At 60.9% G+C, this 26,196-nt stretch carries 31 protein-coding genes; 5 read left to right on the forward strand and 26 right to left on the reverse strand.

The window, feature by feature from the left end; genetic code table 11:
- The first annotated feature begins 192 nt into the window (after positions 1-192).
- The 5 genes from ISP25_RS07395 (at position 193) to ISP25_RS07415 (ending at position 6,393) form a co-directional block, all read left to right on the forward strand.
- Positions 193-558: a hypothetical protein gene (locus tag ISP25_RS07395; protein ID WP_404612844.1), complete on the forward strand. Its 366-nt coding sequence runs from the start codon at positions 193-195 to the stop codon at positions 556-558.
- A complete protein-coding gene (locus tag ISP25_RS07400; RefSeq protein ID WP_404612846.1) occupies positions 542-3,334 on the forward strand; it encodes a phage tail length tape measure family protein in 2,793 nt (930 codons plus the stop codon). Before ISP25_RS07395 ends, ISP25_RS07400 begins: the two co-directional genes overlap by 17 nt.
- Before the next feature lie 63 nt (positions 3,335-3,397).
- Positions 3,398-3,985 carry a structural protein gene (locus ISP25_RS07405; RefSeq protein WP_404612848.1) on the forward strand — a complete coding sequence of 196 codons (588 nt, stop codon included), beginning with the start codon at positions 3,398-3,400 and terminating at the stop codon, positions 3,983-3,985.
- 258 nt (positions 3,986-4,243) lie between these two features.
- Positions 4,244-5,401, forward strand: a complete 1,158-nt coding sequence (locus ISP25_RS07410) for a tyrosine-type recombinase/integrase (RefSeq protein WP_404612850.1) — start codon at positions 4,244-4,246, stop codon at positions 5,399-5,401.
- Positions 5,402-5,553: 152 nt separating this feature from the next.
- Complete coding sequence (locus ISP25_RS07415) at positions 5,554-6,393, forward strand: class I SAM-dependent methyltransferase (protein WP_404612852.1); 840 nt, start codon at positions 5,554-5,556, stop codon at positions 6,391-6,393.
- Here ISP25_RS07415 and ISP25_RS07420 read toward each other — a convergent pair.
- From ISP25_RS07420 to ISP25_RS07545, 26 genes are all read right to left on the reverse strand, one after another.
- A complete protein-coding gene (locus ISP25_RS07420) occupies positions 6,390-6,581 on the reverse strand; it encodes a hypothetical protein (protein ID WP_404612854.1) in 192 nt (63 codons plus the stop codon). The two genes, ISP25_RS07415 and ISP25_RS07420, sit on opposite strands and share 4 nt — an antisense overlap.
- A gap of 13 nt (positions 6,582-6,594) precedes the next feature.
- Positions 6,595-8,064: a hypothetical protein gene (locus tag ISP25_RS07425; RefSeq protein WP_404612856.1), complete on the reverse strand. Its 1,470-nt coding sequence runs from the start codon at positions 8,062-8,064 to the stop codon at positions 6,595-6,597.
- On the reverse strand, positions 8,054-8,725 hold the full coding sequence (locus ISP25_RS07430; RefSeq protein WP_404612858.1) for a DUF2612 domain-containing protein: 672 nt from the start codon (positions 8,723-8,725) through the stop codon (positions 8,054-8,056). The genes ISP25_RS07425 and ISP25_RS07430 overlap by 11 nt, the downstream gene beginning before the upstream one ends.
- The gene (locus ISP25_RS07435) at positions 8,722-9,939 is read right to left on the reverse strand and encodes a hypothetical protein (protein ID WP_404612860.1); all 1,218 of its coding nucleotides are present in this window, start codon (positions 9,937-9,939) and stop codon (positions 8,722-8,724) included. The genes ISP25_RS07430 and ISP25_RS07435 overlap by 4 nt, the downstream gene beginning before the upstream one ends.
- Positions 9,939-10,295: a hypothetical protein gene (locus ISP25_RS07440; protein ID WP_404612862.1), complete on the reverse strand. Its 357-nt coding sequence runs from the start codon at positions 10,293-10,295 to the stop codon at positions 9,939-9,941. The genes ISP25_RS07435 and ISP25_RS07440 overlap by 1 nt, the downstream gene beginning before the upstream one ends.
- Before the next feature lie 3 nt (positions 10,296-10,298).
- Complete coding sequence (locus ISP25_RS07445) at positions 10,299-10,952, reverse strand: hypothetical protein (protein WP_404612864.1); 654 nt, start codon at positions 10,950-10,952, stop codon at positions 10,299-10,301.
- The gene (locus tag ISP25_RS07450; RefSeq protein WP_404612866.1) at positions 10,942-11,910 is read right to left on the reverse strand and encodes a baseplate hub protein; all 969 of its coding nucleotides are present in this window, start codon (positions 11,908-11,910) and stop codon (positions 10,942-10,944) included. The genes ISP25_RS07445 and ISP25_RS07450 overlap by 11 nt, the downstream gene beginning before the upstream one ends.
- Positions 11,907-12,221, reverse strand: coding sequence for a phage baseplate plug family protein (locus ISP25_RS07455; RefSeq protein WP_404612868.1), 315 nt, complete (start codon positions 12,219-12,221; stop codon positions 11,907-11,909). The genes ISP25_RS07450 and ISP25_RS07455 overlap by 4 nt, the downstream gene beginning before the upstream one ends.
- Complete coding sequence (locus ISP25_RS07460) at positions 12,218-12,841, reverse strand: phage baseplate protein (protein WP_404612870.1); 624 nt, start codon at positions 12,839-12,841, stop codon at positions 12,218-12,220. Before ISP25_RS07460 ends, ISP25_RS07455 begins: the two co-directional genes overlap by 4 nt.
- Complete coding sequence (locus ISP25_RS07465; RefSeq protein ID WP_404612872.1) at positions 12,841-14,739, reverse strand: hypothetical protein; 1,899 nt, start codon at positions 14,737-14,739, stop codon at positions 12,841-12,843. Before ISP25_RS07465 ends, ISP25_RS07460 begins: the two co-directional genes overlap by 1 nt.
- Complete coding sequence (locus ISP25_RS07470) at positions 14,739-14,891, reverse strand: hypothetical protein (RefSeq protein WP_404612874.1); 153 nt, start codon at positions 14,889-14,891, stop codon at positions 14,739-14,741. The genes ISP25_RS07465 and ISP25_RS07470 overlap by 1 nt, the downstream gene beginning before the upstream one ends.
- A 44-nt stretch (positions 14,892-14,935) precedes the next feature.
- A complete protein-coding gene (locus tag ISP25_RS07475) occupies positions 14,936-15,349 on the reverse strand; it encodes a hypothetical protein (RefSeq protein ID WP_404612876.1) in 414 nt (137 codons plus the stop codon).
- Positions 15,346-15,780, reverse strand: coding sequence for a phage tail fiber protein (locus tag ISP25_RS07480; protein ID WP_404612878.1), 435 nt, complete (start codon positions 15,778-15,780; stop codon positions 15,346-15,348). Before ISP25_RS07480 ends, ISP25_RS07475 begins: the two co-directional genes overlap by 4 nt.
- 1 nt (position 15,781) lies before the next feature.
- Positions 15,782-17,278 (reverse strand): DUF3383 family protein, encoded by a 1,497-nt coding sequence (locus ISP25_RS07485; protein ID WP_404612880.1) that lies wholly within the window; start codon positions 17,276-17,278, stop codon positions 15,782-15,784.
- Between the two features lie 75 nt (positions 17,279-17,353).
- Positions 17,354-17,893, reverse strand: a complete 540-nt coding sequence (locus tag ISP25_RS07490; protein ID WP_404612882.1) for a phage neck terminator protein — start codon at positions 17,891-17,893, stop codon at positions 17,354-17,356.
- Positions 17,890-18,279 (reverse strand): hypothetical protein, encoded by a 390-nt coding sequence (locus tag ISP25_RS07495; RefSeq protein WP_404612884.1) that lies wholly within the window; start codon positions 18,277-18,279, stop codon positions 17,890-17,892. The genes ISP25_RS07490 and ISP25_RS07495 overlap by 4 nt, the downstream gene beginning before the upstream one ends.
- Positions 18,276-18,767: a hypothetical protein gene (locus tag ISP25_RS07500; protein WP_404612885.1), complete on the reverse strand. Its 492-nt coding sequence runs from the start codon at positions 18,765-18,767 to the stop codon at positions 18,276-18,278. The genes ISP25_RS07495 and ISP25_RS07500 overlap by 4 nt, the downstream gene beginning before the upstream one ends.
- 62 nt (positions 18,768-18,829) lie before the next feature.
- On the reverse strand, positions 18,830-19,087 hold the full coding sequence (locus ISP25_RS07505) for a hypothetical protein (protein ID WP_404612887.1): 258 nt from the start codon (positions 19,085-19,087) through the stop codon (positions 18,830-18,832).
- Positions 19,084-19,533 (reverse strand): DUF4054 domain-containing protein, encoded by a 450-nt coding sequence (locus tag ISP25_RS07510; protein WP_404612889.1) that lies wholly within the window; start codon positions 19,531-19,533, stop codon positions 19,084-19,086. The genes ISP25_RS07505 and ISP25_RS07510 overlap by 4 nt, the downstream gene beginning before the upstream one ends.
- Position 19,534: 1 nt before the next feature.
- Complete coding sequence (locus ISP25_RS07515) at positions 19,535-19,930, reverse strand: hypothetical protein (protein ID WP_404612891.1); 396 nt, start codon at positions 19,928-19,930, stop codon at positions 19,535-19,537.
- Between the two features lie 93 nt (positions 19,931-20,023).
- The gene (locus ISP25_RS07520) at positions 20,024-21,142 is read right to left on the reverse strand and encodes a major capsid family protein (RefSeq protein ID WP_404612893.1); all 1,119 of its coding nucleotides are present in this window, start codon (positions 21,140-21,142) and stop codon (positions 20,024-20,026) included.
- Between the two features lie 11 nt (positions 21,143-21,153).
- On the reverse strand, positions 21,154-21,663 hold the full coding sequence (locus tag ISP25_RS07525; RefSeq protein ID WP_404612894.1) for a structural cement protein Gp24: 510 nt from the start codon (positions 21,661-21,663) through the stop codon (positions 21,154-21,156).
- A gap of 3 nt (positions 21,664-21,666) precedes the next feature.
- Complete coding sequence (locus ISP25_RS07530; protein WP_404612896.1) at positions 21,667-23,367, reverse strand: DUF2213 domain-containing protein; 1,701 nt, start codon at positions 23,365-23,367, stop codon at positions 21,667-21,669.
- A gap of 333 nt (positions 23,368-23,700) precedes the next feature.
- Complete coding sequence (locus ISP25_RS07535; RefSeq protein ID WP_404612898.1) at positions 23,701-23,910, reverse strand: hypothetical protein; 210 nt, start codon at positions 23,908-23,910, stop codon at positions 23,701-23,703.
- Positions 23,911-23,919: 9 nt separating this feature from the next.
- Positions 23,920-24,753, reverse strand: a complete 834-nt coding sequence (locus ISP25_RS07540; protein WP_404612900.1) for a phage head morphogenesis protein — start codon at positions 24,751-24,753, stop codon at positions 23,920-23,922.
- Positions 24,725-26,194, reverse strand: coding sequence for a phage portal protein (locus ISP25_RS07545; RefSeq protein ID WP_404612902.1), 1,470 nt, complete (start codon positions 26,192-26,194; stop codon positions 24,725-24,727). Before ISP25_RS07545 ends, ISP25_RS07540 begins: the two co-directional genes overlap by 29 nt.
- Positions 26,195-26,196: the final 2 nt, after the last annotated feature.

Below are 26,196 nucleotides of genomic sequence, written 5' to 3' on the forward strand. Positions count from 1 at the left end.
CCAGCTCAGCCACGGGCGGGACAAGTGCGCAAGTGTCCTGGCGATGAAGTCGCAAACAACACGCACAGGGGGCGGTGACCTTCATCTCCAAGGCGTTCATCAGGGTCACGCGGCCCCCAACCACTCACGTAGCCCCATCAGAAACCGAAGTGACCTGCGCACGCTGCGCTGCTGAGCGATCCCGAGGTGCACATGGAAACCCCTACTAACAAACCTACGCACGCCAGCGTCACGCTGCGCGGCAAAACCGTGGCAGTGAAGCCACTCGCCGCCACTCAAGTCGGCGAGGTGCTTGAAAGCGTCCAGGCCCTTGGAGAGTGCACGCCAACCATCCGAGTGCTGGAGCGAGACAAGTGGCCGCACCTGCTTCGTGTGATCGCCATTTCGATTCGCCACGAATTCCTCGGCTCCACGCTTGAAGAGTTGGCGTTCGAACTCGACGAGGCAATCTCGCTCGACGAACTACCACCGATCCTTCGAGTGCTCGGTGAAAGCCACCGAAACATCCCGCTGCCCATCGAAGTACACAAGGAGAATCCCGATGTCCGTCTCAGCTGACGAAATCCGCGTTCTGCTGACCGCAGACGCGTCCGAGTTGCAGGCCGGCATGGAAGCTGGCGCGGAAAGCGTCGAGCAAGCCACGGAGGCCATGCAGGCGACCGTGGCGCAGGAGGCCGCGGCCTTCAACGAAGCCGTGCAGACGAAGATCGCGGCGATGATGCGGCTCGATACCGCGATGGCCGGCAACCTTGGATCGTCCGAAGGCATGGCCGAGGCCGAGTCAGCACTCGATGCCGCGATGGCATCCGGCGCGGTTTCTGCCAGCGAGTACGCTGCGGCGCTGGAGACGCTCAACGCCGCGGAGGTCTCCACTGCAGCGGCTACCGAGGTCAGTTCCGCCGCCTTCGCCTTGAGCGGCGGCACCGCGCGCGAGCTGGGCGTGATGATCGGCGAGTTGCTGCGCGGAAACTACACGCGCCTGGAAGGCTCCACGATCACTCTGGCGAACCGTACGGGACTACTGCAGCAGGTGTTCTCACCGACCGGCGTTGCCATCATGGCGACAGCTGGGGCAGCCCTCTATCTCGGCGACCAGCTCTTGAAAGCGGAGGAGGTGGCGAGCGCCTTCAATCGCGCGATCTTGTCCACGGGCGACATCGTCGGGATGACGAGTGGCCAGTTGAATGCCGTGGCGATGCAGATCGGCACCTTCACCGGTCAGACATCACAGGCGGACGTCATCGTCCAGAAGCTGGCGCAGTCCGGCAAGCTCACCGGCCAGTCGCTGCAGTACGCCGCGCAGGCTGCTGCGAACTCCATGCAGCTCACCGGAGAATCTGCCGACCAGGCCGCGCGCGAGGTGGAGTCGCTGGCCGGCAACCCCACGCAGGCTGTCGTCGCGCTCAACAACAAGTACCACTTCCTCACGGTCGAATTGTACGAGCAGATCAGCACCCTGCAGCGCGAGGGCGACACGTTCGGCGCCACGGAGATTGCCGCCAAGGCGTTCGCGGACAACACCTCGGATCGGCTCGACAAGCTCAACGACAAGATGGGCTTCTTCGAGAAGCAGATCAGCGACTTCAAGAACGGCTTCAATGTCATCGACCAAGGCCTGCGCAAGGCCTTCGATCCGACACTGGAAGAGCAGTCGGCGGCGGCGACGCACAAGGCCGTCGAGGCGCAGTACGAGCTGCAGCAGGTCATCAAGGCCAACGCCAACCTGGGCGGCGACGATGCCAAGCAGGCCATCGAGAACGCGCGGCAGTACGCTGACGAGACGCACAAGGCGGCGATCGCGCTCCGCGACAAGGTGAAGGCCGAGCAGGATGACGCCAAGCAACAAGGCGCAAATTCGCAGAAGAACACCCAGCTTATCCAGGAGGTGCAGGAGCAGGAAAAGCTCAACCAGCACCTGAAGGAAACGAGCCTGCTGCAGGAGAAGATCGCCGAAGCCAAGCAGCGCATCGAGGACATTCACAAGAGCGATCCGAACTCCGACTCCATCAAGGGCATCAGCTTCGATGCGTCCGGCGCGATTGCAGGCGGCGAGCAGTGGGAAGCGATCCTCAAGAAGCTGCAGAGAGAGTTCGGCGAGACGAAGGCCAAGGCCGTCAACCTGCACAAGTCGCTGGAAGAACAGCTGGAGATCAGCGAGTCCACGGATCAGGTGTCATACCAGAACCGCGAGAAGTACGAGCTGGCGTTCTGGACGCAAAAGCTGGCGACGCTGAAGAAAGGCACGCTGCAGTACGCCGAGGCCTACCGCACGATTCAGCAGCTCACGAAGGAAGTGGACGACGAGCGCGCACAGGAGGCCAAGAAGGCGGACGAAGAAGAACTATCTGCGTTGCAGGAAAACGTCACGGAGGCGAAGAACAGCGCCGAGGAGAAGAAGCGCGCCAACGAAAGTGCATTCAGTGAAGGCACGATAAACGCACAGCAATACCTCGATACCGAGAAGTCCATCGATGCCCAATTGCTGGCTGCCTATCAGGAGTACATCGCCAAGAAGCGAGCTCTCGATGCCGGCAACACGGCGGCGTTGAATGCCGATGCAAAGCTCTGGTCAACGATGCAGACCGAGGTTACGGACGACGTCACGCAGGCGAACAAGAAGGCTGCGCAGAAGTCCATGCAGTCGTGGAACGACGCCGCCAAGCAGATCAGCAACGAGGTGACGCAGGCTTTCAACCAGATCATCTTCCGCAGCGGCCACACCACACAGACGATGGCGCAGCAAGCCGAGCAGGCAGCTGGCCGCATCATCGAGTCGATGGTTGATAGGGTGTTGGAAAATTGGCTGGAGGGTGAGGCGAAGAAGTTGGCGTCATCCCTTCGAACGCTCCTTGGCCTGGGCACAGCCAACGACACACAAGCGGCTACGGACATCGCCACCGATAAAGCCAAGTCGGCGGCGCTGATCGCCGATGCGGCCGCTGTTGCTGGCGCCCAAGGAATAGCATCGTTCTCCGGCGCACCGTGGCCGGTGGACATGGGTGCGCCGGCCTTCGGTGCAGCCGTGGCTGCAGAAGCTGCGGCATTCGGCTCCATGGCCTCGGCCGCTGGCGGTTGGGACAACGTGCCCGCCGATCAGATCGCGCAGATCCACAAGAACGAAATGGTCCTCCCGGCGCACATCGCGAACTTCGTACGCCAGGGGGCGGCGGGCATGCAAACGCATGGTGCTCCGGCCGCCGGCAACGCAGGCGTCACGCAACACCTCCACTTCAGCGCCGTGGACGGAAAGAGCCTGACGCGGATGCTGACCAGTAATCCGGATGCCGTCACCAAAGCGGCGCGACGGGCACTCATTCGCAACGGTCGGCGCTGATCCATGAGCAACGATGATCGCTTGCGGTAGGCATGCCATCATGCCGGCATGAGTTGGAGATTCGTGCCGGCAGAAGGTCTCTACCCTGACGAGCTACGCTACGGCCAGTTTCGCCCCGAATGGGTTGAGGCCAACAATGCCCTCACCATCGCCATCACTCAGGAGCTACCTCGAGTGGATTTGGTGACCGGTATCGCCTGGGGCGCGCCTTATCCCCGCGCGATTGCGTGGGCAACGAAGTTCGGCGCGGCTCTGGTGCTTGTAGCACCAGATGGCACGCCACTCGACCATGAGCAGCGGCGCGAGCTCCGGTTACTCATCCGCAACGCGCTGGCGACTCCGGGCATGTCCGACAAGCCATTTCCAGCTGCCATCCAGGCGTTCGGCTACAGCGAGCGTCAAGCCAAGACCATCGCAGTGACTGAAGAGAGCCTGGCGAATTGCTACGGCAGCCTTTGCGGCGCCATCGATGTAGGCATGAAGGTGAAGCGGTGGCTTGTCTCGAATGACCCCGGAATCTGCCTGGGCTGCACCGCCAACCATGCCCAAAGCTGGGTGCCGATCGATCAGCCGTTCGCTTCTGGCGCCATGGTGCCGGCTGACCATGTCGGATGTCGATGCGATGCCGTCCATGGTCTCAAACCCCGCTGAAGTCTGCGGGCATGCGCCTAAATCCAGCTTGTACGCATGTATGGGGCAACGCTGGGAACGAAACCATCGGACAACAAAAAAGCTCCTGAAATCAGGAGCTTAGTTGCTAATCTGGCGGAGAGAGAGGCCGATTCGTGGCTTCCTCGACGTTCCGTAATGTTCCGCAAACCCGCGCCGTTGTGCGGTTTTGAATCCACACCCTGCCGGATCATTCCTGTACGATCCGCACACCAAACATGGGTAGGATGGTGGGTAGGAATGGGGCGTCCGATCAACCGTCTGTCGGCACGTCAGGTCGCCACGGCGAAGGCAGGTTATCACGCGGATGGAGGCGGCCTGTACCTGCAGGTCACAGACGCCGGCACGCGATCCTGGGTGCTGCGCTACCAGTTCAAGGGGCGGCGGCGGGAGATGGGGCTGGGTGCGGTCGCGCTTGTGAGCCTGCAGGACGCTCGCCACACGGCGCTGGGTCACCGGCAAGCCCTTCTTCAGGGCATCGACCCGCTGGACGCACGCAGGGCTGCACAGGCGGTTACAGGCATGACGTGGGGTGCCTGCGTGGATGCCTTCATCGAGACGCACCGGCACGGCTGGAAGAACGACGCGCAAGCCGAGCAGTGGGAGCAGTCCCTGAAGGACTACGGGCCGGCGCGCGATGCCGAGGTCGCCCGCATCGACACGCCAGCCGTGTTGGCGTGCCTGCATCCGATCTGGACGGACAAGACCGAGACCGCCACCCGCGTGCGCGGTCGCATCGAGCGCATCCTGGACTGGGCGCGCGTGTCGGGGTATCGGTCAGGAGAGAACCCGGCGCGCTGGCGCGGGCATCTGGACAAGCTGCTGCCGCGCCCGTCGAAGGTGAAGCGCGCACAGCACCATGCAGCGATGCCCTACTCGGATCTTCCTGCGTTCATACCTGAGCTGCTGGCCCGGCGAGCGCTGGCCGCGAAGGCGATGCATTTTACCCTGCTGACCGCCGCGCGCACTGGCGAAGTGACGGGAATGCCGTGGGCCGAGCTGGACCTGGATGCGGGACTCTGGACGATCCCAGTCGAGCGCATGAAGGGCGGCGCCGAGCACGTCGTCCCGCTGGTGCCGGAAGCCGTGGCGATTCTGAAAGGTTTGCCGCGCAACAAGCCGCCGTTCCCGCTAAGCGAGAACGCTATGCTGTACCTGCTGCAGAAGCGCATGGGCAAGCCATTCACGGTGCACGGCTTCCGATCCTCGTTCCGCGACTGGGCGGCCGAGAAGACCGACTTCCCCGCCGAGGTGGTCGAGATGGCGCTGGCGCACACCATCCGCAACAAGGTGGAGGCAGCCTACCGCCGCGGCGCGCTGCTGGAGAAGCGGCGGAAGCTGATGGAAGCATGGGCCGCATACTGCGAGACAGCGCTCCAGCCATCGGACCGCGCCTGACTTGTGCGCGTCGGCTGCGCCTGACGGCCATCGGATGAGGCCTGACGACTAGGACAACATCATCTTCATGACGCCACGAAATGGATGCTGTAGGCGCAGACTAGTGATGGCGTGAGCGGTATGCTTGCCCTTCCCCACTCCAAGGATGATCAATGTCGCGCCCAGCCTTTCCAGACGGTCATTTCTATTCGCCAGTGGTTGACCCTAAGGAGGCCACGAGGGATCAGAGCCACATCTGGACAGGCGCCAAGACGGTGCGCGGAATTGATCTTAATTCTGCTAGCCATGAGCACTTGCTGCGTGACGTCTTCCCGAAGCTGATCGCCGGCTACGACTATCCGTCGAGCGGAGCTGCCGATGATGCACTCGATCACTTCTATGACTTCAACGGGCAGTTTGAGCGTCAGGATCCGCGCGTCACCTTCTGTCTGCTGCAGATGATTCGTCCGCGAAAGATCGTCGAAGTCGGATCGGGCTATTCGACGCTGCTGATGATGGACGTCAATCGCCGATTTCTGGCTAACTCGACTTCGATCACCTGCGTTGAGCCTTACCCGCGCCCCTTCTTGGAAGAGGCTCACCTGACGGGACGAATCGATCTGCAGTATTGCCGTGCCCAAGAAGCTGATGAGTCCATTTTCACCAGCCTGGTAGCTGGCGATATCCTGTTCATCGATTCATCGCACGTCTCGAAGACTGGCAGCGATGTGAACCGGTTGGTTCTGGAAATCCTTCCAGTCCTCTCGCCCGGTGTCTATGTGCACTTCCACGACATCTTCATGCCCACCGAGTATCCGCAACGCTGGGTATGCGAGCTAGGCTTCAGCTGGAATGAACAATATCTACTGCAGGCGTTTCTTTCCGGCAATCCAGACTGGGACATTATCTACGGGAGCGCCATTGCTCGCGAATGCCATATCGAGGCGCTCAGCGCCTTCTTGCAAGGCAATCCACCGCATGGTGGAAGCCTTTGGCTGCGGAAAACATCCTAGTTATTTCCGGGGCTGACGAGCAGCCCCTGTATCCAGGTGGATTGCTCATCAAAGTACGTCTTCCACCGGATATCGGATGCTTGGATGACGCTTTGATTTGGATATTGGGTCGGATCCTGTGCATTAGCAAAATAGGCGATGATGGTGCTTTCGGTGGAATCGCTGAACTGCACATTCAATTGTGTCATCTCGAATCCTCCCTTAGAAAGTATATCCAGTAATCGATAGAGTCAACGTTCCTACACCAGTATTTGGGTTTAAGGTGTAAAAGATCGCCTGTGGAGTGGCTATCGAAATACCACCGAATGGACAGGTGGCCGCACCTGAAGCACTCACAATGTATTGCAAGGTTTGCGCCTTGCTTGATCCATTAACATCCGAATTGATCGACGCAGAAACCGAAGAATTTGCCGTATTATTGGCAACAGTAATGTTGCCGCTAATGCTCAATGCATTCTTCGGAATTGCGGCCGAGATCGAAACAGATGTCGGAGTAGATGCATTCGTCGTTGTATTTACTGCCGTTACACCAACGAACTTTAGCGACCTATCATTTTGGTAGCCGATCACGAACTGACTGCTGGCATTCGTCGGCCATACGCCAATCAACGCGCTCGCGGTGTAGCCGGACGGCATGTGGCCACCCGCATAAATAGTCGGAGCAGCCGCGCTTGTCGCGTTCGTGGCCAGAATCGAGGTCGTTGCAGTGGTCGGGTTGTAGATCGCATAGAGCGCCACGAAGCCCGACACCGGCGCAGATCCTGTATCCATGCCGCCGGCGCCGGTCGTGGCGAGGTTGATGGTCTGACTGTAGCTTGGGAGCAGGTATTCCAAGCCGTTCAACGCTGTTCCAACCACCACCTGATCGGCGGCGAAGGTCGCGGAAGCCCCGGCAGATGTCACGCTCATTGAAGCGTTTCGCATCGAGCCGATCAGGCCGGTTAACTGACCGAATTGCACGGCTTGGTTCGGCTGCGTCGCCGCTCCAACTTGCATTGCAGATGGCTGCAAGATATTCGTGCCGTCGCTGTAGAGGAAAGCTGCACCACTCTGAGCCACTGCAACGCCCGTGCCTGAGGCCGTCTTGCACGTTACCGTGAACGCGCCGGAGGTACTGTTGATGACCGTCCATTCCACGCCTGCCCACGCAGGAAACACGACGTTGAGGTTGGCTGTAAGGGTTCCGGTCAAGATGATGATCGGCGATGCCGCCTGGAGCGCCGTCAGAGTCACCGCAGAGCCCGACAAGGCAACTGACGCGATCTGGCTGGATCCGCCGCAGGGAATCCAGCCTGAGCCACCCGTATCGGGATCGGTGGTATTACCGTCCGCCGTGCTGAGCCAGAAGCCGCTCAAATCGGAGCGCAGCAGCAACGCGCCCTTCGGATAGCCGCTGATTGCAGTCTGGAAGGTCGAGTTGTAGCCGAACTGGCCGCCCGCCTGCACCCATTGAACAGTCTGCGACAGCAGGTTCAGGATGCCGTTGAAGTCCGCGCCAAACGGCGGCACGCCGCCTGCGGAAATCGGCGTGAATGTAAGAGGCGGAAAGCCATCCGTCAGCGATGCCGCGCCGGCTGTGATGCCGATCTGCGAGGCAGTAGGAATGGCATTCTTGGTTCCGGAATTCGCGAACGGCAACGGAACCGATGTCGGGGGCGCGCTACTGAGCATTTTGAAGTCCCGATGAGGTAAAGAAGGTCCCCTGGCCGAAGGGCTGCAAGCCTGCTTCGTTGAAGCCAAAGGTCTGAGAGGGGGCGATCTGCATCACAGATGCGAGGACCCCTGCCGGACGTGGAACCGCACCGGAATTGATGAGAATGGCGAGCTGCACGGGGGTCAGCTCGAACTCGAAGACGAACCGGATTTGCATGCTTCCGGTGTCGACGACGTAACACCGCCCCTGTCCTTCGAACAGGACTTGCAGGAGGTTGTTGAGGCTGGGCACTGTGCAATTGGTGATGTTGGCCAGCGCCTTCACCATGATGAGCGTGCGATAGGCCTCGGTCGAAAGCTGGTAAGTCTCCGTCGCTGGCTTGCCTGTCCAGAACGGAGCCTGTCCAAAAGGCTGCGGATCCGTCGAATCATCCGTATAGGCTTCATGGAAGCCGAAATAGAGAATGTCGGATGGGATCTGGATGTTGCGGGAGATATTGACGATCTTCCCCCACACCATGAGCCCGTAGTCATTGCAGGTCTGAATGTTCCAGATCTGCTCGTAGATGCCGTCCGCGTCATCGCACGGATCGATCCACTGATTGAAGAAGTCGATGAGCTGCGTGAGGATCGGACTGTTTTGGTACTGCGCCAGAATGGTCTGTTGGTAATCGATCATGACAACGTAACCGCCACGTTTGCCGCGGTGAGTGTCGGGTTCTGATCGATGCCGAGCAGCAATGCCGTGCTGCTAGGGCTTGCGGTCGTGCCAAGGGTGATCTCGTAGATCTGGACATTGCTGTCCTGTGCGGCGACGTTGGCGTAATAGCGACCTGCGTAGAGCTGGGAGCCTTGGCGCGCACGCGATCCGCCATCCTCCCCGTTGAACGAGGCGACGACCGCGGCTTGCACGAGTGAAACGATGTTGGCCGGCAGATTTGCATTCGCCGCCAGGCTCACCGTGAAGTAAACCGGAACATTCGTCGGGATGTTCCACTCCACTGTGTACTGCGGATATGGCTGCGTCAGAGCTGCCGTGTCATAGACGATCTGCGACGTGTTGCCGTTGTAGCTGCAACCGCCGGACTTGTTGTTCCAGATCGCTAGCGCGATCTCTTCCGCAGTCCCACCGACAACGCCGACGAAAACACTGTGCGGCGCAAGCGGATAGTTCGTGGCGCCGTAGTTGACCGTGTTGCCGCTCGGGTTGTCGACGACGAAGACGTCGAGCACTCCTTCAAGGGCGAATACTGCGGCGCGGATCGACGCCACCATGTTCACCGAGTTGATCGCGACCGATTGCTTGCGACGGTATTCGAAGTCGTACTGCGACTCGACAAGATTGCCGAGCGTGCCGCTACCGTTGAAGGTGCAGCTGTCCCAGCCCGTGGTGGCCTTGTAGATCGTGAGCGCGCCACTCGGGATGGTGATCGGGCCATCCGTCTGGCATTGGAACTGTGGCGAGGCCTGTCCGTTGGAGTCGAAGGTAAAGGCCTGCGTTGCCGCCCACAGGTAGCCGGAAGCATCCTGCACCAGCACGCCGGCCTGCACCGTCTGCCCCACGAGGCCCACGCACGCGGCCGCAGTGACAGATCCGGCACCCTCGATGCGATTCAAAAAGTAGATGCGTCCGATTGCATCCTGCCAACGTCCCGACGCATTGTCCGGGTTGAGGTTGTTGACGATGCTGGCGATCTCGTTGTTCTTGTCGCCGATGATCGCGGTGTAGCTCTGCGCCTCTTGACCCGATGGACTGGTAAGGGTCGGGGTCACCGAGCCGCCGTTAGCGGTCTGCTGGTCTGCCTGCACGCCGGCCAGAATTTGGGCTTCCGTAGGCAATACGAGGCCCGTCCCCGTGAACTGAATCGCGGGGACGCTGGTTTGAATCGTCATTAGAAGTTGACCTCAATCGGAGTCGTGCTGGTTGAAGTCGTCACCACCACGGTCCCGGTCAGCTTTCGTCCGGAGATCGTGAGATTCGTGAGCGTTGCGCCTGTGACCGTGGGGACGGTCAGCGCGGCGTTCTGCACCTGCTTCTTGAGGAAGGAGGAAGCGACAGGCTGGCCGAAGATGCTTTCGAAGTACGGCATGCCCTGCGTGTTGTCGTACCAACATTCACCCTGAAAGGTGCGGATAGCCGAGCACACGTCCTGCTGGATCTGCGCAGCTCCGGTGAGCGTGACGTAATTGCCGTCCGGCCCGACGACCAGATCCCAGGTGTCAGGGTCGAGCATGAAGGTGGTGGTCATTGTTTAGCCCGTCGGCTTGCCGGTGTTGCTCGACCCGGACTGAACTCCGGTATGGACGTGCTGCGAAAGCTCAATGCCATTGCCCGTCACTTCGCCCGTGACGTTGGCCGATTCGGAAACGGTTAGGTGGCCGGTTATTGCAATGGTCGGCGCCTGCAGCGTGATCTGCGTTGGCGAAACCACCGTGATGCCGCTCGCGTTGAACTGGACGTACTGCGTGGGCGCCGATTTGCCGAGCACGCTGCACACGTAGAGCGCATCCGACAAGCTGTTGCGTCGGTTGCTTCCGGGCGCCGCTTCGCCCTGCGAGGCGATGGCACTGGAAAGGTCGCGGTCTCCAAACACGCAGACCCCAATGTCATCGACTTCGGGATCGAGAATCACGGCATTCGTGCCGCCCTGGACGCGACCGTAGGGCACGCCATAGACCGTCGGCCTGGACGTCGTATTGAACTGCCCGTCGATCTGCATCACGAGCGGCTGGACATCCACGAGGCCCGCAGGTTCGTCGCCACCGTCGTTATAGACTGCAATGACCCTCACCAGCGTTGCCGTGGCAACGTCCGCCATCGCGCGCCGGAAGAAGAACGCCAGCAACTCCTTCTGCCCCGCGCCCGATGCGCCGCTGACAAAGCCTGTGGACGAATTACCGGGCATTGTAGGGAAGGCTCGAAAGCTCAGAATGCGTGAACCATGGACCGTTCGGAATCTCTGAGGCGAGCTCGTGCGTCACTCCGATAACGGAGAAGGTGCCGTTGGCGCCGGAGATCTGGAGCGGTCCTTGGCCCGGCAGTGTCCCCGGCACCTGCAGCGGTGCATTGGCGGCCGGTGCCGGCGTGGAGCTGGTGACGTTGATTTGACGCCCCACCGCAATACTGGGGTTATAGAGGCAACTGATGTTGATGCCGCGCACGGAGTACTGCGGATAGCCCACCATGCCCGTTTCCGGGCCCACATCGATGATCGTGTCATCCGCATTCGATCCGCTGGGCCAGACGGTCAGGGTCATAGCCTGCGGGCCATTCTCGATCTTGTAGAAGATACCCGCGGCAAGACAGATGTCCTTGATCTGTTTCAGTGGCGATCCGCCCACCGCGTGGTTGCTGAGCATGGCCGTGACGCCGTTGTTGACGAACGACATGCCGGCGGCATTGCAGATCGCCTGCAGCATGGTCGCCACGCTCATCGACCCCTTGTAGCTGCTTGCCGCAATGGACTGGAACTGCAGGCCCGTCAGCGCATTGCAAACCAGGTCGACACCGACATCCGGTTGCGCGTTGTAATTGACGTTGCCCGAGGTGATCGCCCCACTGAAGGCAAGCGTCATTCCGGCCTGATCGTCGCCCGCAAAGACGTTGATCGAGTTCATCTGACCCGATGCGCCGTTGTAGTTGTTGGCGATGAAGCCAAGCGTGGAGAGTTTCGCCATGTCCGCGTTCTTCATGCCGCTGATGCGCAGCGTGGCATCGCTGGCCCATCCGCCCGTGCCGCCGATGAAGGTGTGGATCACGGCGTTCACGCGCAGACCGGAGAGCGTGATGATGTTGTTCGACCCGTCGAAGGTGTCGCCGTTGAGCGCGATCTGGACGTCAATCTTGCGTCGAATGAAGCTCATGCCATGGCTCCAGTGACATCGGATGGCGCGAGATAGAACAGCAGCCAGCGTGATCCGAGGCCGGTGTAACTCGGAGCATCGGCGCCCTGCGTGTCGACGAATACCAGATCGCCGATAAAACCCAGATAGCTCAGTCGAACCATTAATGTCCGGTTGAGGCATACAACGCACGTCATGAGGACGACGTTGTTCACCGTGAGATCCATGAACAGGCCCGTCGATTTCTGATAGAGCGAAATCTGGCAAACCTGGCCGCCGAGCATGCAGTTGAACTGCTGCGAGGCGACGGGCTGAATGTTGACCAAGTTCACTGTACGCCCACTCCGTTCTGGACCAGGCTTTGTCCCGAGCCGCTGTATGGCGCATTCGGGAAAGACACCGATACCGATCCGACTTGCGTGGGAGATGCCGCGCTCGGGCTATCGCTGTTGATGACCGGCGTTGTTCCGGTATTGCTTGAATACGTGGGACTTGCCGCTTCCATGATCTCGTTGAACACGGCATCCACAGTCAGCATGGTCACCCCGTTCTGCGCGCTTCGTACGTAGTCGTAACGTGTCAGCGACATGTTCGGCAAGAAGTCGTCGGGCGTAGCGATGTCATACAGGTTCGTGCTGTAGCGCATGATGCGCAGCGTGGCGAGGAAATCGTCGCGGCCCATGTTCTTGCCACCGCAAACAAGGCGAATGCGCAACTCTTCCGGCACCATCACCTTGTTGTAAGACTCGAAGCCGCCCTGCTCGACGGGGTAATCGCAGACGCGCGAATCGCCGTTGAAATCGATCGCGGCGAAGCTGTCCGGCAGAATGGCGGGGTTGGAAGTGCCAGTGGCGTAGATAGCCCATTGCGTCGCCCAAGCGCCCGTAATGAGGCTGATGCCGTCGGCAATAGACGAGCCAGCAAGGAGAATGGCCGAGACCTGCGAAGGCATCACTCGGCCCCCGTGTCAATGCTGGCGATCATGCCGTTGTTCTGGAGCTGAGCAGGCAGGTCACGCGCCATGCCCTTGGCATCCGTGGCCTGCGTTGTAACTGTCAACTGTCCAATGTGCACGTCGTTCTGCACGCTCTTGGAGTTTCCGCCATTCGCACGCGCCATCGCATGCTGCCGCGCGCCATACCGGAGCCCGGACTGAATATCGGCATCCGAGACGTATTTGCCATTCCCCTCTTCGTCGATGATGGCCCGCATCAGCTTAGGGATGTCCGCCACCGTCAACTGCTGATCGCCACTGCGAATGCCCATCGACCGCATCACATCGTTGATGTACTTAGCCGTGTTGTTCTTGTCACCTTTCGGTGCGTACGTGCCGATGATGCTGCTGATCGTGTCCTTGCCCCGCGCCATGTAGAGCACCAGCTGATTGGCGAGCGCAGAGATCCCGGCATCCATGCTGGAGAAGCGTGCAAACCGACCGCCCGGACCTTCAAGCGTCGCGCCATCCTGCCCCACATAGTTGAGGTTCCCCGGGTTGTCATTGCGAACGCCGCGCGGAAGACCCGCGCTCGAACTAGCAGTGCCGCCGCCGGGAAAATCGCCCGGCTGAATCTTGTTCTGCAGGATGTCACTGGCCGCCTGCCGATAGACTTCCGGTGACATCTTGTCGGCATACATGCGACCGGCCAGCAACGTTGCGGCCTGTAGGGCGCTACCCGTGTACTTCGATGGCCGTCCCTTGACGCGATTCCAAAGGTCCGCATTGCTGAAGGTAGGCATGCTGCCGGGACGCGCCGCCTCATCCTCGTAGCTTCCATCGGCGCGCTGCTTGCCGCCGAGCGATGGCGAGTAGAGCAGACCGACAGCGCCAAGAACGCTCCCTAGCGCGGCAAGGTTGATGCCGCTCAGTGCAGCACCGAATCCACTCAGCGCGCCTGCGCCACTGCCCAGCAGCGGCACCATGCGGGTGAGCGCACCGACGATACCCAGCATTGGGCTGAGCAACTTGAGTGCCAGCACCGAGCCCACCACGGTCGCCACCGTTCCCCAACCACCGAGCGCATTCACCACGGCATTGATCTGCTTGGCCAGGCCATCCCAGTCGACGCGATCAAGCCAGTTCACCAATCGCTCGATCATGGGCTCAACAGCTGCCCACGCCTTATCCTTAATGCCCTCGAACCGCGCTTGAACGAGTGCCCATTGTTTCTGCAGCCGCTCGGCTGCCTCGGTGCTTTGCTTGGTGACGCCGACGACCTGTTGAGCCTGCGCAAGGTTCTGCTGGTAGTTCGGATCCATCAGGGCGTTGAACATGCTCCCGACGCCCAGCTGGTTCGCGTCGTATTGCGCCAACGGCCGTGGCAACGACTGCAGACGCGTGGCAATCGCTTCCATGACGCCGGCATAGTCCTGATTGCGGATCATGCTGTCGGTAATGCCGATGCCCATCCGTCGCGCGGTATCGGTGAAGGCAGAGTGGCCGTTCGCCATCGCCTCGCCCAAACCTTGCTGGATGCTCATCAGCGAGCCATAGGCATCCTGCGCCTTGCCGCCCATTTCCTCCGCCACGATGCCCCACGCCTTGAGGTCGCGGGCATTCATGTTGAGGTTAGTGCTGAGGCGGCCAAGCGCGGCCTGAGAATTCATCGTGCCCAGCACGAAGTCCTTGAGGCCGATGCCGCCGGTGACAATGCCAATGACCTCCAGAAGCCCCGTCTTGAGAGACGTCAGGCCCTCGACCACTTTCTTGTTGCCCTCGGACATCTCCTTCAGCGTCTTGGTGGTGTCGTCGCGCATTTTCTTCTGCGCGTCGCTGACCTCCTTCTGGCCTTTCTTGTAGTCAGTGACGTCGAAGCCCAGCGTGATCATCAGGGCGTCGATAACGGTAGCCATCAGCTGTTCGTCCTGTTCATCACGGATTGGTTGTGGTTGTCCACGGCGATGATCTCCAGAAAGCCCCACATGTCCGTGGTACCGTAGACCGTATCCAGCTCATGCAGCGAGGCGAGGCGAGACGAGACGACCGTCGCGATCGTCTTGGGCACGTTGGTGTATTCGACCAAGTCGCGTGTGCTGTGACCGCCAGACCCTATGCCGAAGTCGATGGCTTGGCGGCCTCGGAAAAACCCGCATGCAACTTGATCAGCTCCCACTTCAGCTTGAAATGGGTGGCGATCTCGTCGATGTCGTCCTCGATCAGCTCGCGGGTAAAGCCGTTCTTCGGATCAGCGACAACCTGCACCTGGCGGTACAGCTCATCCATCAGCGGCTTCGCATCGGCGGGAGACATCTTGCCGATCTGGCTGAGAGTCAGGCGCGCCACGCCCGCCATGCCCATTTCCTTGAGGTCTTCGGGAAGTTCGACGCCACCCCGCGCCAATGCCACGAAGGCACGGAAGGCCCACCACTCGCCCTGCGTTGCCGGCATCTCCTTGAGTAGGAAGGACCGCCCCTTGTCGCGGTTGTCGTCCGTGACGGTATAGATGCGCTCGCGCCGGCTCATGCGATGGGCGCCGAGATGATGGTGCCCCATTCGATCTGCGCGCGCACCGGCTGCAGCACTTTCTTCGCCGGGGGCATGGGAGGCAGATTCTTCAGCACGCCATTCGACAGCACGAACTTCATGCCGATCGACGGAAGACTGATACTTCCGAACGCATAGACCTTGTCCACGATGGCCTTCTCGTACTGCGACCACGACCAGAACAACTGGGGCGACGACGAGGATGCGAGAAACATCAGGTCCATCTTGTACTGCTCGAACACCAGGCCGCCGACGAAGACGCCATCGACGCCCATCTGGGTTTCGGCGAGGTTGACGCCCTCGACAGTAAAGGCGTCGTCAGCAGACCATCCCTGCAGTTTCTGCGCGACAGGAAAGAGGCTTGCGACGCCCAGGGAGAACGAGGCATTGGCCGAGGTAATCGTGGACATGTTATTGCACCTCGTAGGCGGTCAGGTCGATGACTTGGACGGACTGGCCATCCACATAGAACAGGGCAAGCGGCCCACTGGTGCGCGAGACGCGGGTGCTGGAAGTCGCCGTGCCGATGAAGAGATACCAACCCTGCGAGAACAACGTGCCGGAGATATCCGTGCCTCCCGTGAGGCTGGTGATCTCTTGAATCTGGCTCTGGCTCAGCGTCACGCCATTCACGCAGCCGCCGAAGGTCGTGAACTGCGACATGACGGTGGAGACGGCCGCTTCGATCAGCGCATTGCCGTCCGTGTTGTACGGGATCGCATTGGACTGCTGCTTGGCCTTGACCAGGGCAAGCTGCAGGTTGTCGCGCAGCCATGCCTGGTTGGCGTAGGAGTCCGCCCAGAGGTAGGGGCCAGAAATCGAGCCGCTCTCGAACGAGTTGAAGTTGCCTTTTTTGGAGGCGAAGCCGCAGTAGGAGCTATAGCCGTTCGCCAGCATGTTCGTGTACGAGGTCAGGTCGCTGACATATGGCGATTGCCCGACCCAGGTTCGACCGGACAGTGTCGTTCGCCCATTCACCGCTTCGAAGTTGAGGCTGGCGTAGTACCCCATGACCTGCATCGCCTGATTGATCGTGCCGGCGAGCAGGTTGGAGCCGCTGTAGCTGCCTTGCTGGACGGCATAGCCCCAGGTTTCCGTGCTGCCCTGCTGGTTCAGGACGTTCGGATCACTGTCGTAGCCGACGTAGGCATAGCCATTGCTCTGCTCGCTGGTCCATTGCGAGAACGAGGTCTTGTCCGAGACATCCGGCTCCCACATCGTCGTGAAGGAGAACCACTGCTGGTTGACGCCGACGAGTGCGCTCATGAACGCATTGATCGTGGCCGCGGCCGCACCCTGGGACAGGACGGCGCCCGTCGCCTGCGTCAGGTTCAGGCCGGCTGCCAGCGAACCGGAGGCGTAGGTGATGGTCTCCGTCGCGCCGGTCGCCGTCGAGGTGAAGGTGAAGGCGTTGCGCTGGCTGTCGTAGGCCACGGCGAACGGCGGCGATGTAAAGGCTGCCGCGATGACCGTGGCGGCATTGCTGAAGCTCGTCGCCGACGACAGGTTGATCGAGGACGAGGTGAGCGCCGTACCGGCGAAAGTGATTGTCAGGGTCCCAGTCAGCTCCTGGAGCTGCGTCAGCGTCAAGCTGAGCGCCCCGCCGCGCAGGTATCCGCTGACGGCACTTTCGGGATACTGCGCGAAGAGGATCGACTGCGGCGTCTGCGTCGAGTTGTCCGGGCCTTGGGCGTAGAGCTGCGCCGCGGCATATTCGGGAGACGACAAGCCGAAGAAGGCGCCCACGGCGGCCGCGGAGTTGGCTGCCGAGAACGACATCACGGAGCCGATCGGCACGGCCGGGTTCTGGGTGAGGATCAACCCGTTGAGGTAGTTCAGCGTTCCCGCGGGAGCGATGACGCCCGACTGCGCGCTGGCGAGTTGCGAAATGGGGATCGAGTTCTGCATGTATCGGCTCCGGTGCGGAAACGAAAAAGCCGCCTTGCGGCGGCTTGGATGGATGTCGGCGGGACTGGTTAAGCCTTACGGCGGGGCAACCGCATCGACGCTGTTCACGCCGATGGGGAAGGTGTCGCCGAAGTTCTGCGGCACCGTGATCTGCGGGTTGTATTGCACGTTCGCGGTGAGCTTCCATCGCTGCTCGTACTGCTCTTCGCCGTCGATCAATGGCATCTGCATGGGATCATCGGCATAGAGCGGCTGGATGTTGGCCGGCATGTCGTCCGTGGCGTATTCGTCCCGAAACACAGCCTGTGTCATGGCAGCCCATGCGGCAGACGATGGGCCGTAGAAGTCGAGCTGCACGGCATACTGCGTCGCCGGCTGCATCATCTTGGTGCCGGGATTGGCGGTGCCTGGTGTGTAGTTGGTGGCGTTGTACGCCAATCGTGTCTGCCCGGCACTGGTCATGACGACGAAGCCGCCATTGGCGCCCTGCAGAGGCATCGGCACCCGGTTGTCCTGGCCCTGCACGACCTCCGTCCCTGCAGGCAGGATCGAAAGCAGCAACGAACGCACCGCGCCGAAGACATCCTGGTCGGTAATGTCAATGGTCGCGGTCATGAGGTTTGCAAGGTCACGATGACGTGCGCCCAGTCGGGCCAGGTCTCAATCACGGTAGTCACCAGCCAATTCCGCACTGGGCCGCCGGGAATCTCCGGAAATTGCAGGATGTCGCCACCCTGCTGGTCAGTGCGCACCACGCTCTGCAGGTTGCCGTACCAGTAGACAGAACGCAGGACACCCGTGATGTTCAGTGCATCGATGTGGCGAAGCAACGCCCCGGCCACGGCTTGAACCTGCGCGCTGCCCGTGTTCGTGACCGTCATCGGTGTGCGCCTGCCGTTGCTGTCCGTCGTGTAGCCGGTAGATTGCAACCACGGGACAGCCTGCAGGTTCTGGTTCACCACCTGCGTGTACCCGTTGACAAGTGCCCGCAGCTGCATCATTCGGCCTCAAACTCGGCATCGGCCTTGTTGACGGCATTGCGCACCGAGGCGATCAGGAAGCCCGTCGCATTCAGCGGCTTGTCGTCAGTGCCGGGATCAACGCCATCCTCAATGGCCTGTGCGGCTTCGCCCACAGTCTTTCCGGTAATGGTGCGACCCTCCTTCATCCATTTGCGCAGAAGCACGGTGATGGGACTCAGCTCCGGCGACGTGATCGAGGCGATTTCCTCTTGGATGTCGCCCACGGCCATGCGACCTACGCCGTCGAGTACATCGAAGGCTGATAGCGAACCTTCGCCCACCTTGCGCGCACCGTGCCCCATCAGGCGCACCCAGTCCTGCTTGTGATCGCTGATAGCAGGCTCGATGAAGGGTCGCTTCGGAATACCGACGGCCGGCGCGCCGAAGTTCTGGATGGCAGCCACATAAGCGACGGGCGTGCCGTCCTCGTATTCGAGTCCCTGTGGAAAGCCCACCTGCGCGACCATGCCGTCGAACTCTTGCGGGATGCGCGCGAGGCGAGCATTGATCTTGTCGAAGTTGAGGTCGTTCATGGCGTGGCGAAGATGTAGGCAGTGAAGATCTTCGGGACAAGAAGATCGCCGTCCGACTTGTCGCGCTCCATTTCGAACGCCTCGTTCAGGATGTAACCGGCATCAGCCAGCATGCGGAGCTGATCTCCGAAAAGCATGGCATTCACCCCGACGATCTGTATTTTCCCCTCGACACCATGGTCGATCACTTCATACAGCCCATCAGGCGTGCTGAGCACCACACCTGGGACTTTGGGAAGATTGATATTGATCATCCGAACACTCCTCCCGCCTTGCGGAACCCCGCGCGCTCGCACGACCCGCCTACGTAGAATCCCACGCTAGCAACAACGCCTAGCAACGCGCGGAGTTGCGCGCCATAGGCCGTCGTCGCCAGCCAGTACCCGAAGGCCGACTTCACTGGCGGCGGCGTCAGGGATACCGATACGGAGCCTTCCGTCGAGCCCTGCACCAATACTGACGGGACGCCGGCATTGATCAGGGTGTAGGACTGCGCGAGATGCGCCGCCATGAGGTCCAGTGCCAACTGAAGCTGCGCCGGGTTCTTCATCCAGCCCGGGCCGCCGTCCTGATTGATGTACGCCGTTCCCATCGTCCAGTAACCCTGCAACATGGCTTCGGGATAGGTCGTCGTATTGGCGAACGCCGGGAACTGCGACCGGAAGTTCCCATCGTTGTAGGCCGGCGGCGTCCAGGACATGTCAGGCGGCTTCGCGGCTCATGACCTGCTTGCCGCCCGACACCACCGCATCGACTTCCTTTTCCAGGTAGTCGGCCGGCGTCAGCGGCTTGGAGAGGTCGCGAGCATTCATATCGGTGGCGATCTTGTCGGGATCGTTGCGGCGATCGCGCACGAGGATGAAGCCGTTCCTCTTGTGTCGCTGGAAGTCGGGGTTCTTCTCCAGCCGCGCCAGATGTTCCTCGGGAATCTCCGTGCCGACACCAAGCGGAGTGATCAGTCGATCGTTCGCCACGCCCGCGCCGCCCTTGATGAAGCACTTGAAATTCGGGATCGGGATGCCTTCCGGGCTGAAATCGTAGTTGGTGTAGTTCTGGTCGTTGGCCAGTGTGGAGAACACGTGCACGGTCTTGCCCATCGGGATTCCTCCGGCTTGAAAAGAAAAGGCGCTCCGAAGAGCGCCCATAAAAAAAGCCGCTTTCGCGGCCCGTCCGATTACTGTTGCTGCGCCTTACACGCCGGAGTAGCGCACCACCGCGTAGGGGCGCTTGCACATCGCACCCGCCGTGGCGTTGGTGTAGTCCTCGACGTAGGACTTGGCCAGCTTCTCCACGCCCAGCGCCATGAACTTCGCCGGCACGCACTGCAGCCACACGCGCGAGTCGTCCGAGCCGCCGTCCTCTACCTTCTCCGCGTACAGATAGAACACGTTGGCGCCACCGTTCGCACTGTTCAGCTGCGGAGCGGAGATGATGCGCCACTTCGGGTAGGTGTCCTTGATGTACTTGATCACCGAGTAGCCGAGGTCGCTCGGGGTGGACAGGTACTGGTACACCGCCGTCGCCACGGCCAGGGTGCATTCCGTGTCCTGCGGGTTGATGGTGTCCTGCGACTGGATCTGCAGCTGAGCCGCCGCAGCCTGCAGGTCGGCGATGATCTGCAGCATGGTCTTGGTCGACCAGGTGGTGGTGGAACCCGTGCCCGAGGCGGCGACCGTGACGTAACCCGGCAGGCCCGTATCGTTCAGGAAGCCATAGGTGCGGTCGTTGCCCGAGTTGAAGCCGTTGAAGCCGATCAGGTTGCGCTGGATCTCCAGGGCGCGGGCCGAGGCGCCACGCTTGGTGGACGCCGAGTCCACGCGGATTTCGGCAGCGCGAGCCGCTTCCAGGGAGCCGACCTTCAGGCCCTTTTCGAATCGCACCACCGTGCGCCGCACGAAGTTGGTGTTCCAGCTCGACAGCGGCACGTTGGTGTAGTCGCCATAGGGCACGGCGTTGCCAACCGGCTCCAGAATGCCCTGCACCACTTCTTCGAGGTGCCACGAGCCGACGGTGCTGATACCCATCAGCTCGTCCGCCTTCATGGCGGCGGTGTTGAAGCCGACGAAGCCGGGCATCCATTCCTGCAGGAACTGGATCGGCACGCCGATGCTGGCCTGCGTCACGAGACCCTGGCTGTCCATGGCGTAGTTCGCCATCTCCCGCAAGTTGCGAGCCGCATCGCGGGGATTCTTGCCGAACGAAATGCCGATATTGGACAGCAGCTCGTAGTCCGCCACGTCCTGACCGGTCATCTGGATGGGTCGCACATCGCGCGGGGCGATATACGACAGTTCACGAAGTGCATTCATGAGTCGGTTCCTTACGCGTTGAGGTTGACGTGGATGGAGACCAGACCAGCGGCGCTGGTGTAGCTCGTCACGACGGCGCCCGAGATGAGCGCGTTACCCGTGGTCGCGGAACCGCCCGGGGCTACGGCGCTGAGAACGCCGGTGGTTTCGTTGTACTGCACCTGGTCGCCGATGTTGCCGGCACCGGTGAGGGCGACAACGATGTCGCCTTCCTTCAGGAATTCGCCCTGCGAATAGGCCGGCAGGGTGAGCGTCGGGTCCAGCGTGCCGCCGGAGTCGCCCACGGAGGCGTAGACCTTCGGATTGACCAGGAAGCCGGCCGCGACGACGGCCGAGGCAATGGTGCCGCCCTGGGTCGCAACGCCCGTGGTGTTGCTCTTGGTGAAGAAGTTGCCGATGGTGCCGCCGTTGCTGTCGATGGTCAGCGAGTCGGCACGATGCGGGGTCTTGAGGATCAACTCGCCCACGACACCGAAGCCGAGGGTGACGTTGACGGTGCTCTGGAAAGCTGCGGAAGTCATGGATTAGGCCCCCTTCTGGAAGTGGCGGTCGAGGAAGTTTCCGGGGCGACGCGCGGGCGCGCTGTCCTGGGCATGCGCGGGCTGCTGGCCCTTGCCGTTGAGGTAGGCCTGCAGGTAGGTCAGGCGCTGGCCCTTCGGTGCGTCCAGCCCGAGCTGCTTGCACCCGTACTTGGCCATCTTCGCCAGCGACATGTCGTCGTGGTCGAAAGCGCCGATGTGCGGCGAAAGGGCATCGTAGAGTTTGCGCTTGGCCGCGATGGTCTGCTCGACCTTCTGGGCGATGGCTGCAGCATCCATCCCTTCGCCCTTCTTGTCCTTCTTCTCGTCGTCCTTCTTCTCTTCCTCTTCGTCCTTGGCCTTGTCCTTGCCTTCCTTGTCACCGGAATCCTTGCCCTTGTCCTTGGCGTCCTTCTTCTCCTTTTCCTCTTCCTCCTCGGAATCCTTCGACTCCTCCTCCTCTTCTTCGTCCTCCTTGCTGGCCGCCGCGTCCATCGCGGCAATCATCTGCATGAGGCTCGGACGCAAGGTCTGGAACGCCTTGAGGGCTTCCTCTTGCGACATACCGCTATTGGCTTTGGTTGCCATGGTGAATTCCTTCTGGTCGATCGTGAAAACGAGATGGTCTTGGACCGCGACCTTGCTTCCCATGCGACCGGAGTCGACAGAAGCAATGTGATTGCCGCGGATATCACGCTGGATGTAGTCGTAGGCCTGGCCGTTGAACGTGCCCGGCGCATACTCGTAGCGGCAGCGATATCCGCACGAGAGTTCCTTCTTGCCGTTCGCAATGAGAGAAGCCATTGCTTCGGAGAAGACTTTCAAATTCCCCTTGAGCGCGCCGGATGGAAATTCCGGATCGTCCAGGGTGAAGTAGACCTCCTGACCGATGACGCCCTGCACGCCCTTGCGCTCGGCAGGGGTAAGGCCGTCATCTTCATCACCGAGCATGGTGTGGTTGTCGATCCAAGGGAGAAGCTTGAATGACTCCACGCACTCCGGGGACGCCAATTCCTCCGCGGGACGAAGGACATTGAAGAGCTTGTCGGGATCAGCATTCGGATCGATCGAGCGACCCAGGTACGGGAACACGCCGACGAGCGAAAGCGGGTTGTCCTTGACCTCGAACCAGCCGTTGGTGTCGTACTCGCGGCGATCCATGGCCGCCGCGGCACCCTCCGCGATCTTCTCCGCGTCGTCGGCGATCTTCGGGAACAGCGGTTCCGGGGCGTCCTCGAAAGGCGCCCACACGAAAGCGTCGTGCTCGTCATTGAGCTGCGGATCGAAGCGACCGTCGTTGCAGTGGAAGAGATGCACATCCCCTTCCACGTAAATCTCGGCCAGGCCCGTGCGAGGCACATAGGCCGTTTCCTCGCGGCTCTCGCGGATCGCACCCTCGATGGGGCTCTCGCCTTCCTCGACATGGCCGCCGGGAAAGCCCCACGAGTTGTCCTTCGTGCGGCGCATCCACAGGATCTTTTCATCGTCGGTGTAGATGATGAACGCCACGACCTTCGTGTCCGGCTCCGTCTTCAGGTCGCGCTGATGATCGTTGTCCGGGTTGCCATCACCCTTATCCACGCCATGCGACTTGCGGGCGTTGTTGTAGGCGATGGCGACGGCCTGGGCCTGCGGATGGCCGGCGTTGACCAGCTCGGCGATGTTTTCCGAGATGACGGCTCGGCTAGAGCCTGACTTCAGTGGCATTTCATTCGCCCAATAAAAAACCCCGCCAGAGCGGGGTTTGGTTGGTCCTGATAGTGACTTGACCGGCTAGCTATCCAGCTCGATCTTCGCTGCACAGAGTGGACAGAAATTGAACTCTTCCTCAAGCGAAGCCTTGATGACTTTCACATCTGATTCGGAGATAAGCGCTTCATCCACAGGCATTGTCGGAAGGATGGCCTGTCGGCTTTTGATGCACTGCCGAATCCGTGCAGCCTCATTACCAATTTCGCTTAACCTCAAGAGGTCATAGGAATGACCTTCCCCGGCGGTGAGTCCAATGATGTGGTCGCAAAGATCCATTGGTGGGGCTGATCAGTCTGGAGTGATGACCCTGTCTATCTTTTCCGGGTCAAACGGTTTTTTGAACACTATGTGGCGGATTAGCGACCACAAGATATATGGACCAGCCCACCAGCGAAAATCCTTCCTTGAACGATACAGCTCAACGATTCCCGCGGATATTGGAAGGACGCAACCCAAAAGGATTGCGAAGAAGCCCAGCAATTTTTCACCATCGGTCATGCGCTGATTCTACGCCCAATTGAACACCGGCTTCTGAATACACCGACAGAATGGAAGATCGCCGGGCTTGCCGCGCACCTCTTGCCCGTACATCACGCCGATGACCGGTAGATCGTCGTACCGGTACTCGTTGCCCGACATGTCGATATGATCCTTGCGCGGGTGCTTGCCACCGCCGGTATGCACCCAGATGAACGACTCGCAGCCCAAGGCCTGGAGCCGGGCTGCGGTGATGTTGCTGTAGGCCTTGCGCGTCTGATCCAGCGCCACGTTGCGCGCATGCTTGATGCGCCCGTCGTAGAGCCGATTGAGCGTCGGCACGAGGTCTTTCAATCCTTTCCCCGTCGAGATCGAGCGCATCACCGCGCCCTGAACGTCGGACAGATACTGCTCCGGAATCACCTTGATGAGGTTGGCCGCTTCCTGCGTGCTCGCCGAGATGACCTGCTCGATCCGGTCGTTGAGGAAACTCGTGTCGACCTCGAAGTCCTTGGAGATCTGGCGCAGTGACATGCCCAGCGTGACCGCCGAGTTCTTCAGCGTCTGCGCCATCATGCGATCCACGATGCGCTTCGACAGTTCGCTGAACCTCGGCTTCCACTTGTTGCCGATCTTGTTGAGACGGATGCGCGCTTGGCTGGAGCCATCTGGCGCATCCATGGCCATGTGGTCCATGCCGGCCGCATGGAACGCCGCCAACATCTCCCGCTTGATCTCTGCACCCATCTTTTCCAGCATGAGGCGCACCGGCTTGTAGAACTCCGCCGCAATGCCTACGGCCGGTCGGAGCTCGCCACCGACGGCACCGCGGGCATCAATCGGCTTTCGAAGCTTCGTCGTCATCGAAGTCGTCGAGGCCAAGTGCGTGATAGCCACTTTCCTTGTCCATGGCAACGCGCTTTTGTTCGGCCTCACTCGTGATCGCGCCGGACTGGATCAGAAGCTGACCCGTCTGCGCCTTGGTCATGTTCGTTGTCGCCAGCTCGGCGGCTGTCGGCGTGTCCAGTGGGTTCCACATGACGGACGTGGAGACATTCGCGCCGCCCAGCTTGGGCGCAATGTAGGACCGCCAGACGAGCGCCTGATGCCGCTCCAGGAAGGGCGTCACATCGTCCTGAATCGACTCCAGCTCTTCGTGATAGCTCGATTCTTCGTACTCGCCTGACGCGCCGAAGCCCTTGGGGCTCGTACCCAATAGCTTCGTCGCCGGCATGCGCGCAATCGCCGCCACCAGCTGGTATTGCGACATCATCAGCGCATCGAAGTCGGCCAGCGTGGTGTCGAACTGCTCCAGTTGATCGCCTTCCTTGTCGCCCAGCTTGACGCCATAGCTGTTGCGATTTTGAGTCCATTCCTGAAGCCGCTGCAGCGCCTCCTGCGGATTGGCCATGACCTTTTCCATGTCGGTCAGCCAGACTGTCGTGCGTTTGGTCATCGCCAGCTCAGGCGCTTCGTTCGCCACGCGCTCTGCGGCGTAGACGCGCTCCATGATCTGCTGCGGCAATGGCACGCCGCCGTACAGGTATTGCGGCTTCAGCACATCGACCGGTTCGTCATGCCGATAGATGCAGAGGTGCGAGCGGTGAATCTTTCGCCCGTTGATGATCCACCACGTCGGCTCGTAGAAGTGCAGCGAGTCGGGCTGGGACGCGGCAGGACCATCGAGCAGCGGAGCCGTCCAGTACGGATCGACCTGCACGATGCCCTTGTAGCTTCCCTTGGTCACGCCATCGAGGTTGAAGGGCTTCTCGTAGTATTCCGAGTCCGTGGAATCCACCTTGAACATCGCAATGCGGACGCCGAAGATGCGCCCCTTGCGGATGAAGTCAACGAGGTGATGGCGCAGACGAAAACGGCGGTCATACTGCTTGAACAGCTTGATCGCTTCAGGGTCCAGGTCATCGCCGTCTTCCGTGACGATGGCGTATCCCTTACGGATTGCATCGCGCGCCGGCACGGAACAGGCCTTGTTGACCAACCAGTGCTGCGCCACGATGCCGGCGAGCTGGTGGCTGATGAAGGACTGCGCCGCATACCATCCGACGATCTCGCCCGACATCAAGGCCGGCGAGTTGTTCCACAGCTTGAGGTCGTCGCCACCCCAGTCATCCATGGCCGACTTGGCACCGGATTCCTTCGGCGTCGGCAGTGAGCGCAAATAACCCTGCACATCGAATGGCGCGACATTCGCATCGTCACGCGCATGCGTGCTGAACCAGCTGGAAGCGCGGCGAATCGCCGGAGGCGCTGCCGTCTCCGGTTTGGACTTGCGAAAAAAGGCCATGG

The organism is Rhodanobacter hydrolyticus, assembly GCF_044904645.1.

Coding starts and splice junctions, on each gene's coding strand:
- ISP25_RS07395 (WP_404612844.1), top strand. CDS start 193: ATGGAAACCCCTACTAACAAACCTACGCACGCCAGCGTCACGCTGCGC.
- ISP25_RS07400 (WP_404612846.1), top strand. CDS start 542: ATGTCCGTCTCAGCTGACGAAATCCGCGTTCTGCTGACCGCAGACGCG.
- ISP25_RS07410 (WP_404612850.1), top strand. CDS start 4,244: ATGGGGCGTCCGATCAACCGTCTGTCGGCACGTCAGGTCGCCACGGCG.
- ISP25_RS07415 (WP_404612852.1), top strand. CDS start 5,554: ATGTCGCGCCCAGCCTTTCCAGACGGTCATTTCTATTCGCCAGTGGTT.
- ISP25_RS07420 (WP_404612854.1), bottom strand. CDS start 6,581: ATGACACAATTGAATGTGCAGTTCAGCGATTCCACCGAAAGCACCATC.
- ISP25_RS07425 (WP_404612856.1), bottom strand. CDS start 8,064: ATGCTCAGTAGCGCGCCCCCGACATCGGTTCCGTTGCCGTTCGCGAAT.
- ISP25_RS07430 (WP_404612858.1), bottom strand. CDS start 8,725: ATGATCGATTACCAACAGACCATTCTGGCGCAGTACCAAAACAGTCCG.
- ISP25_RS07435 (WP_404612860.1), bottom strand. CDS start 9,939: ATGACGATTCAAACCAGCGTCCCCGCGATTCAGTTCACGGGGACGGGC.
- ISP25_RS07440 (WP_404612862.1), bottom strand. CDS start 10,295: ATGACCACCACCTTCATGCTCGACCCTGACACCTGGGATCTGGTCGTC.
- ISP25_RS07445 (WP_404612864.1), bottom strand. CDS start 10,952: ATGCCCGGTAATTCGTCCACAGGCTTTGTCAGCGGCGCATCGGGCGCG.
- ISP25_RS07450 (WP_404612866.1), bottom strand. CDS start 11,910: ATGAGCTTCATTCGACGCAAGATTGACGTCCAGATCGCGCTCAACGGC.
- ISP25_RS07460 (WP_404612870.1), bottom strand. CDS start 12,841: ATGCCTTCGCAGGTCTCGGCCATTCTCCTTGCTGGCTCGTCTATTGCC.
- ISP25_RS07465 (WP_404612872.1), bottom strand. CDS start 14,739: ATGGCTACCGTTATCGACGCCCTGATGATCACGCTGGGCTTCGACGTC.
- ISP25_RS07475 (WP_404612876.1), bottom strand. CDS start 15,349: ATGAGCCGGCGCGAGCGCATCTATACCGTCACGGACGACAACCGCGAC.
- ISP25_RS07480 (WP_404612878.1), bottom strand. CDS start 15,780: ATGTCCACGATTACCTCGGCCAATGCCTCGTTCTCCCTGGGCGTCGCA.
- ISP25_RS07485 (WP_404612880.1), bottom strand. CDS start 17,278: ATGCAGAACTCGATCCCCATTTCGCAACTCGCCAGCGCGCAGTCGGGC.
- ISP25_RS07490 (WP_404612882.1), bottom strand. CDS start 17,893: ATGACCGCGACCATTGACATTACCGACCAGGATGTCTTCGGCGCGGTG.
- ISP25_RS07495 (WP_404612884.1), bottom strand. CDS start 18,279: ATGATGCAGCTGCGGGCACTTGTCAACGGGTACACGCAGGTGGTGAAC.
- ISP25_RS07500 (WP_404612885.1), bottom strand. CDS start 18,767: ATGGTCGCGCAGGTGGGCTTTCCACAGGGACTCGAATACGAGGACGGC.
- ISP25_RS07505 (WP_404612887.1), bottom strand. CDS start 19,087: ATGATCAATATCAATCTTCCCAAAGTCCCAGGTGTGGTGCTCAGCACG.
- ISP25_RS07510 (WP_404612889.1), bottom strand. CDS start 19,533: ATGTCCTGGACGCCGCCGGCCTACAACGATGGGAACTTCCGGTCGCAG.
- ISP25_RS07515 (WP_404612891.1), bottom strand. CDS start 19,930: ATGGGCAAGACCGTGCACGTGTTCTCCACACTGGCCAACGACCAGAAC.
- ISP25_RS07520 (WP_404612893.1), bottom strand. CDS start 21,142: ATGAATGCACTTCGTGAACTGTCGTATATCGCCCCGCGCGATGTGCGA.
- ISP25_RS07525 (WP_404612894.1), bottom strand. CDS start 21,663: ATGACTTCCGCAGCTTTCCAGAGCACCGTCAACGTCACCCTCGGCTTC.
- ISP25_RS07530 (WP_404612896.1), bottom strand. CDS start 23,367: ATGCCACTGAAGTCAGGCTCTAGCCGAGCCGTCATCTCGGAAAACATC.
- ISP25_RS07535 (WP_404612898.1), bottom strand. CDS start 23,910: ATGACCGATGGTGAAAAATTGCTGGGCTTCTTCGCAATCCTTTTGGGT.
- ISP25_RS07540 (WP_404612900.1), bottom strand. CDS start 24,753: ATGACGACGAAGCTTCGAAAGCCGATTGATGCCCGCGGTGCCGTCGGT.
- ISP25_RS07545 (WP_404612902.1), bottom strand. CDS start 26,194: ATGGCCTTTTTTCGCAAGTCCAAACCGGAGACGGCAGCGCCTCCGGCG.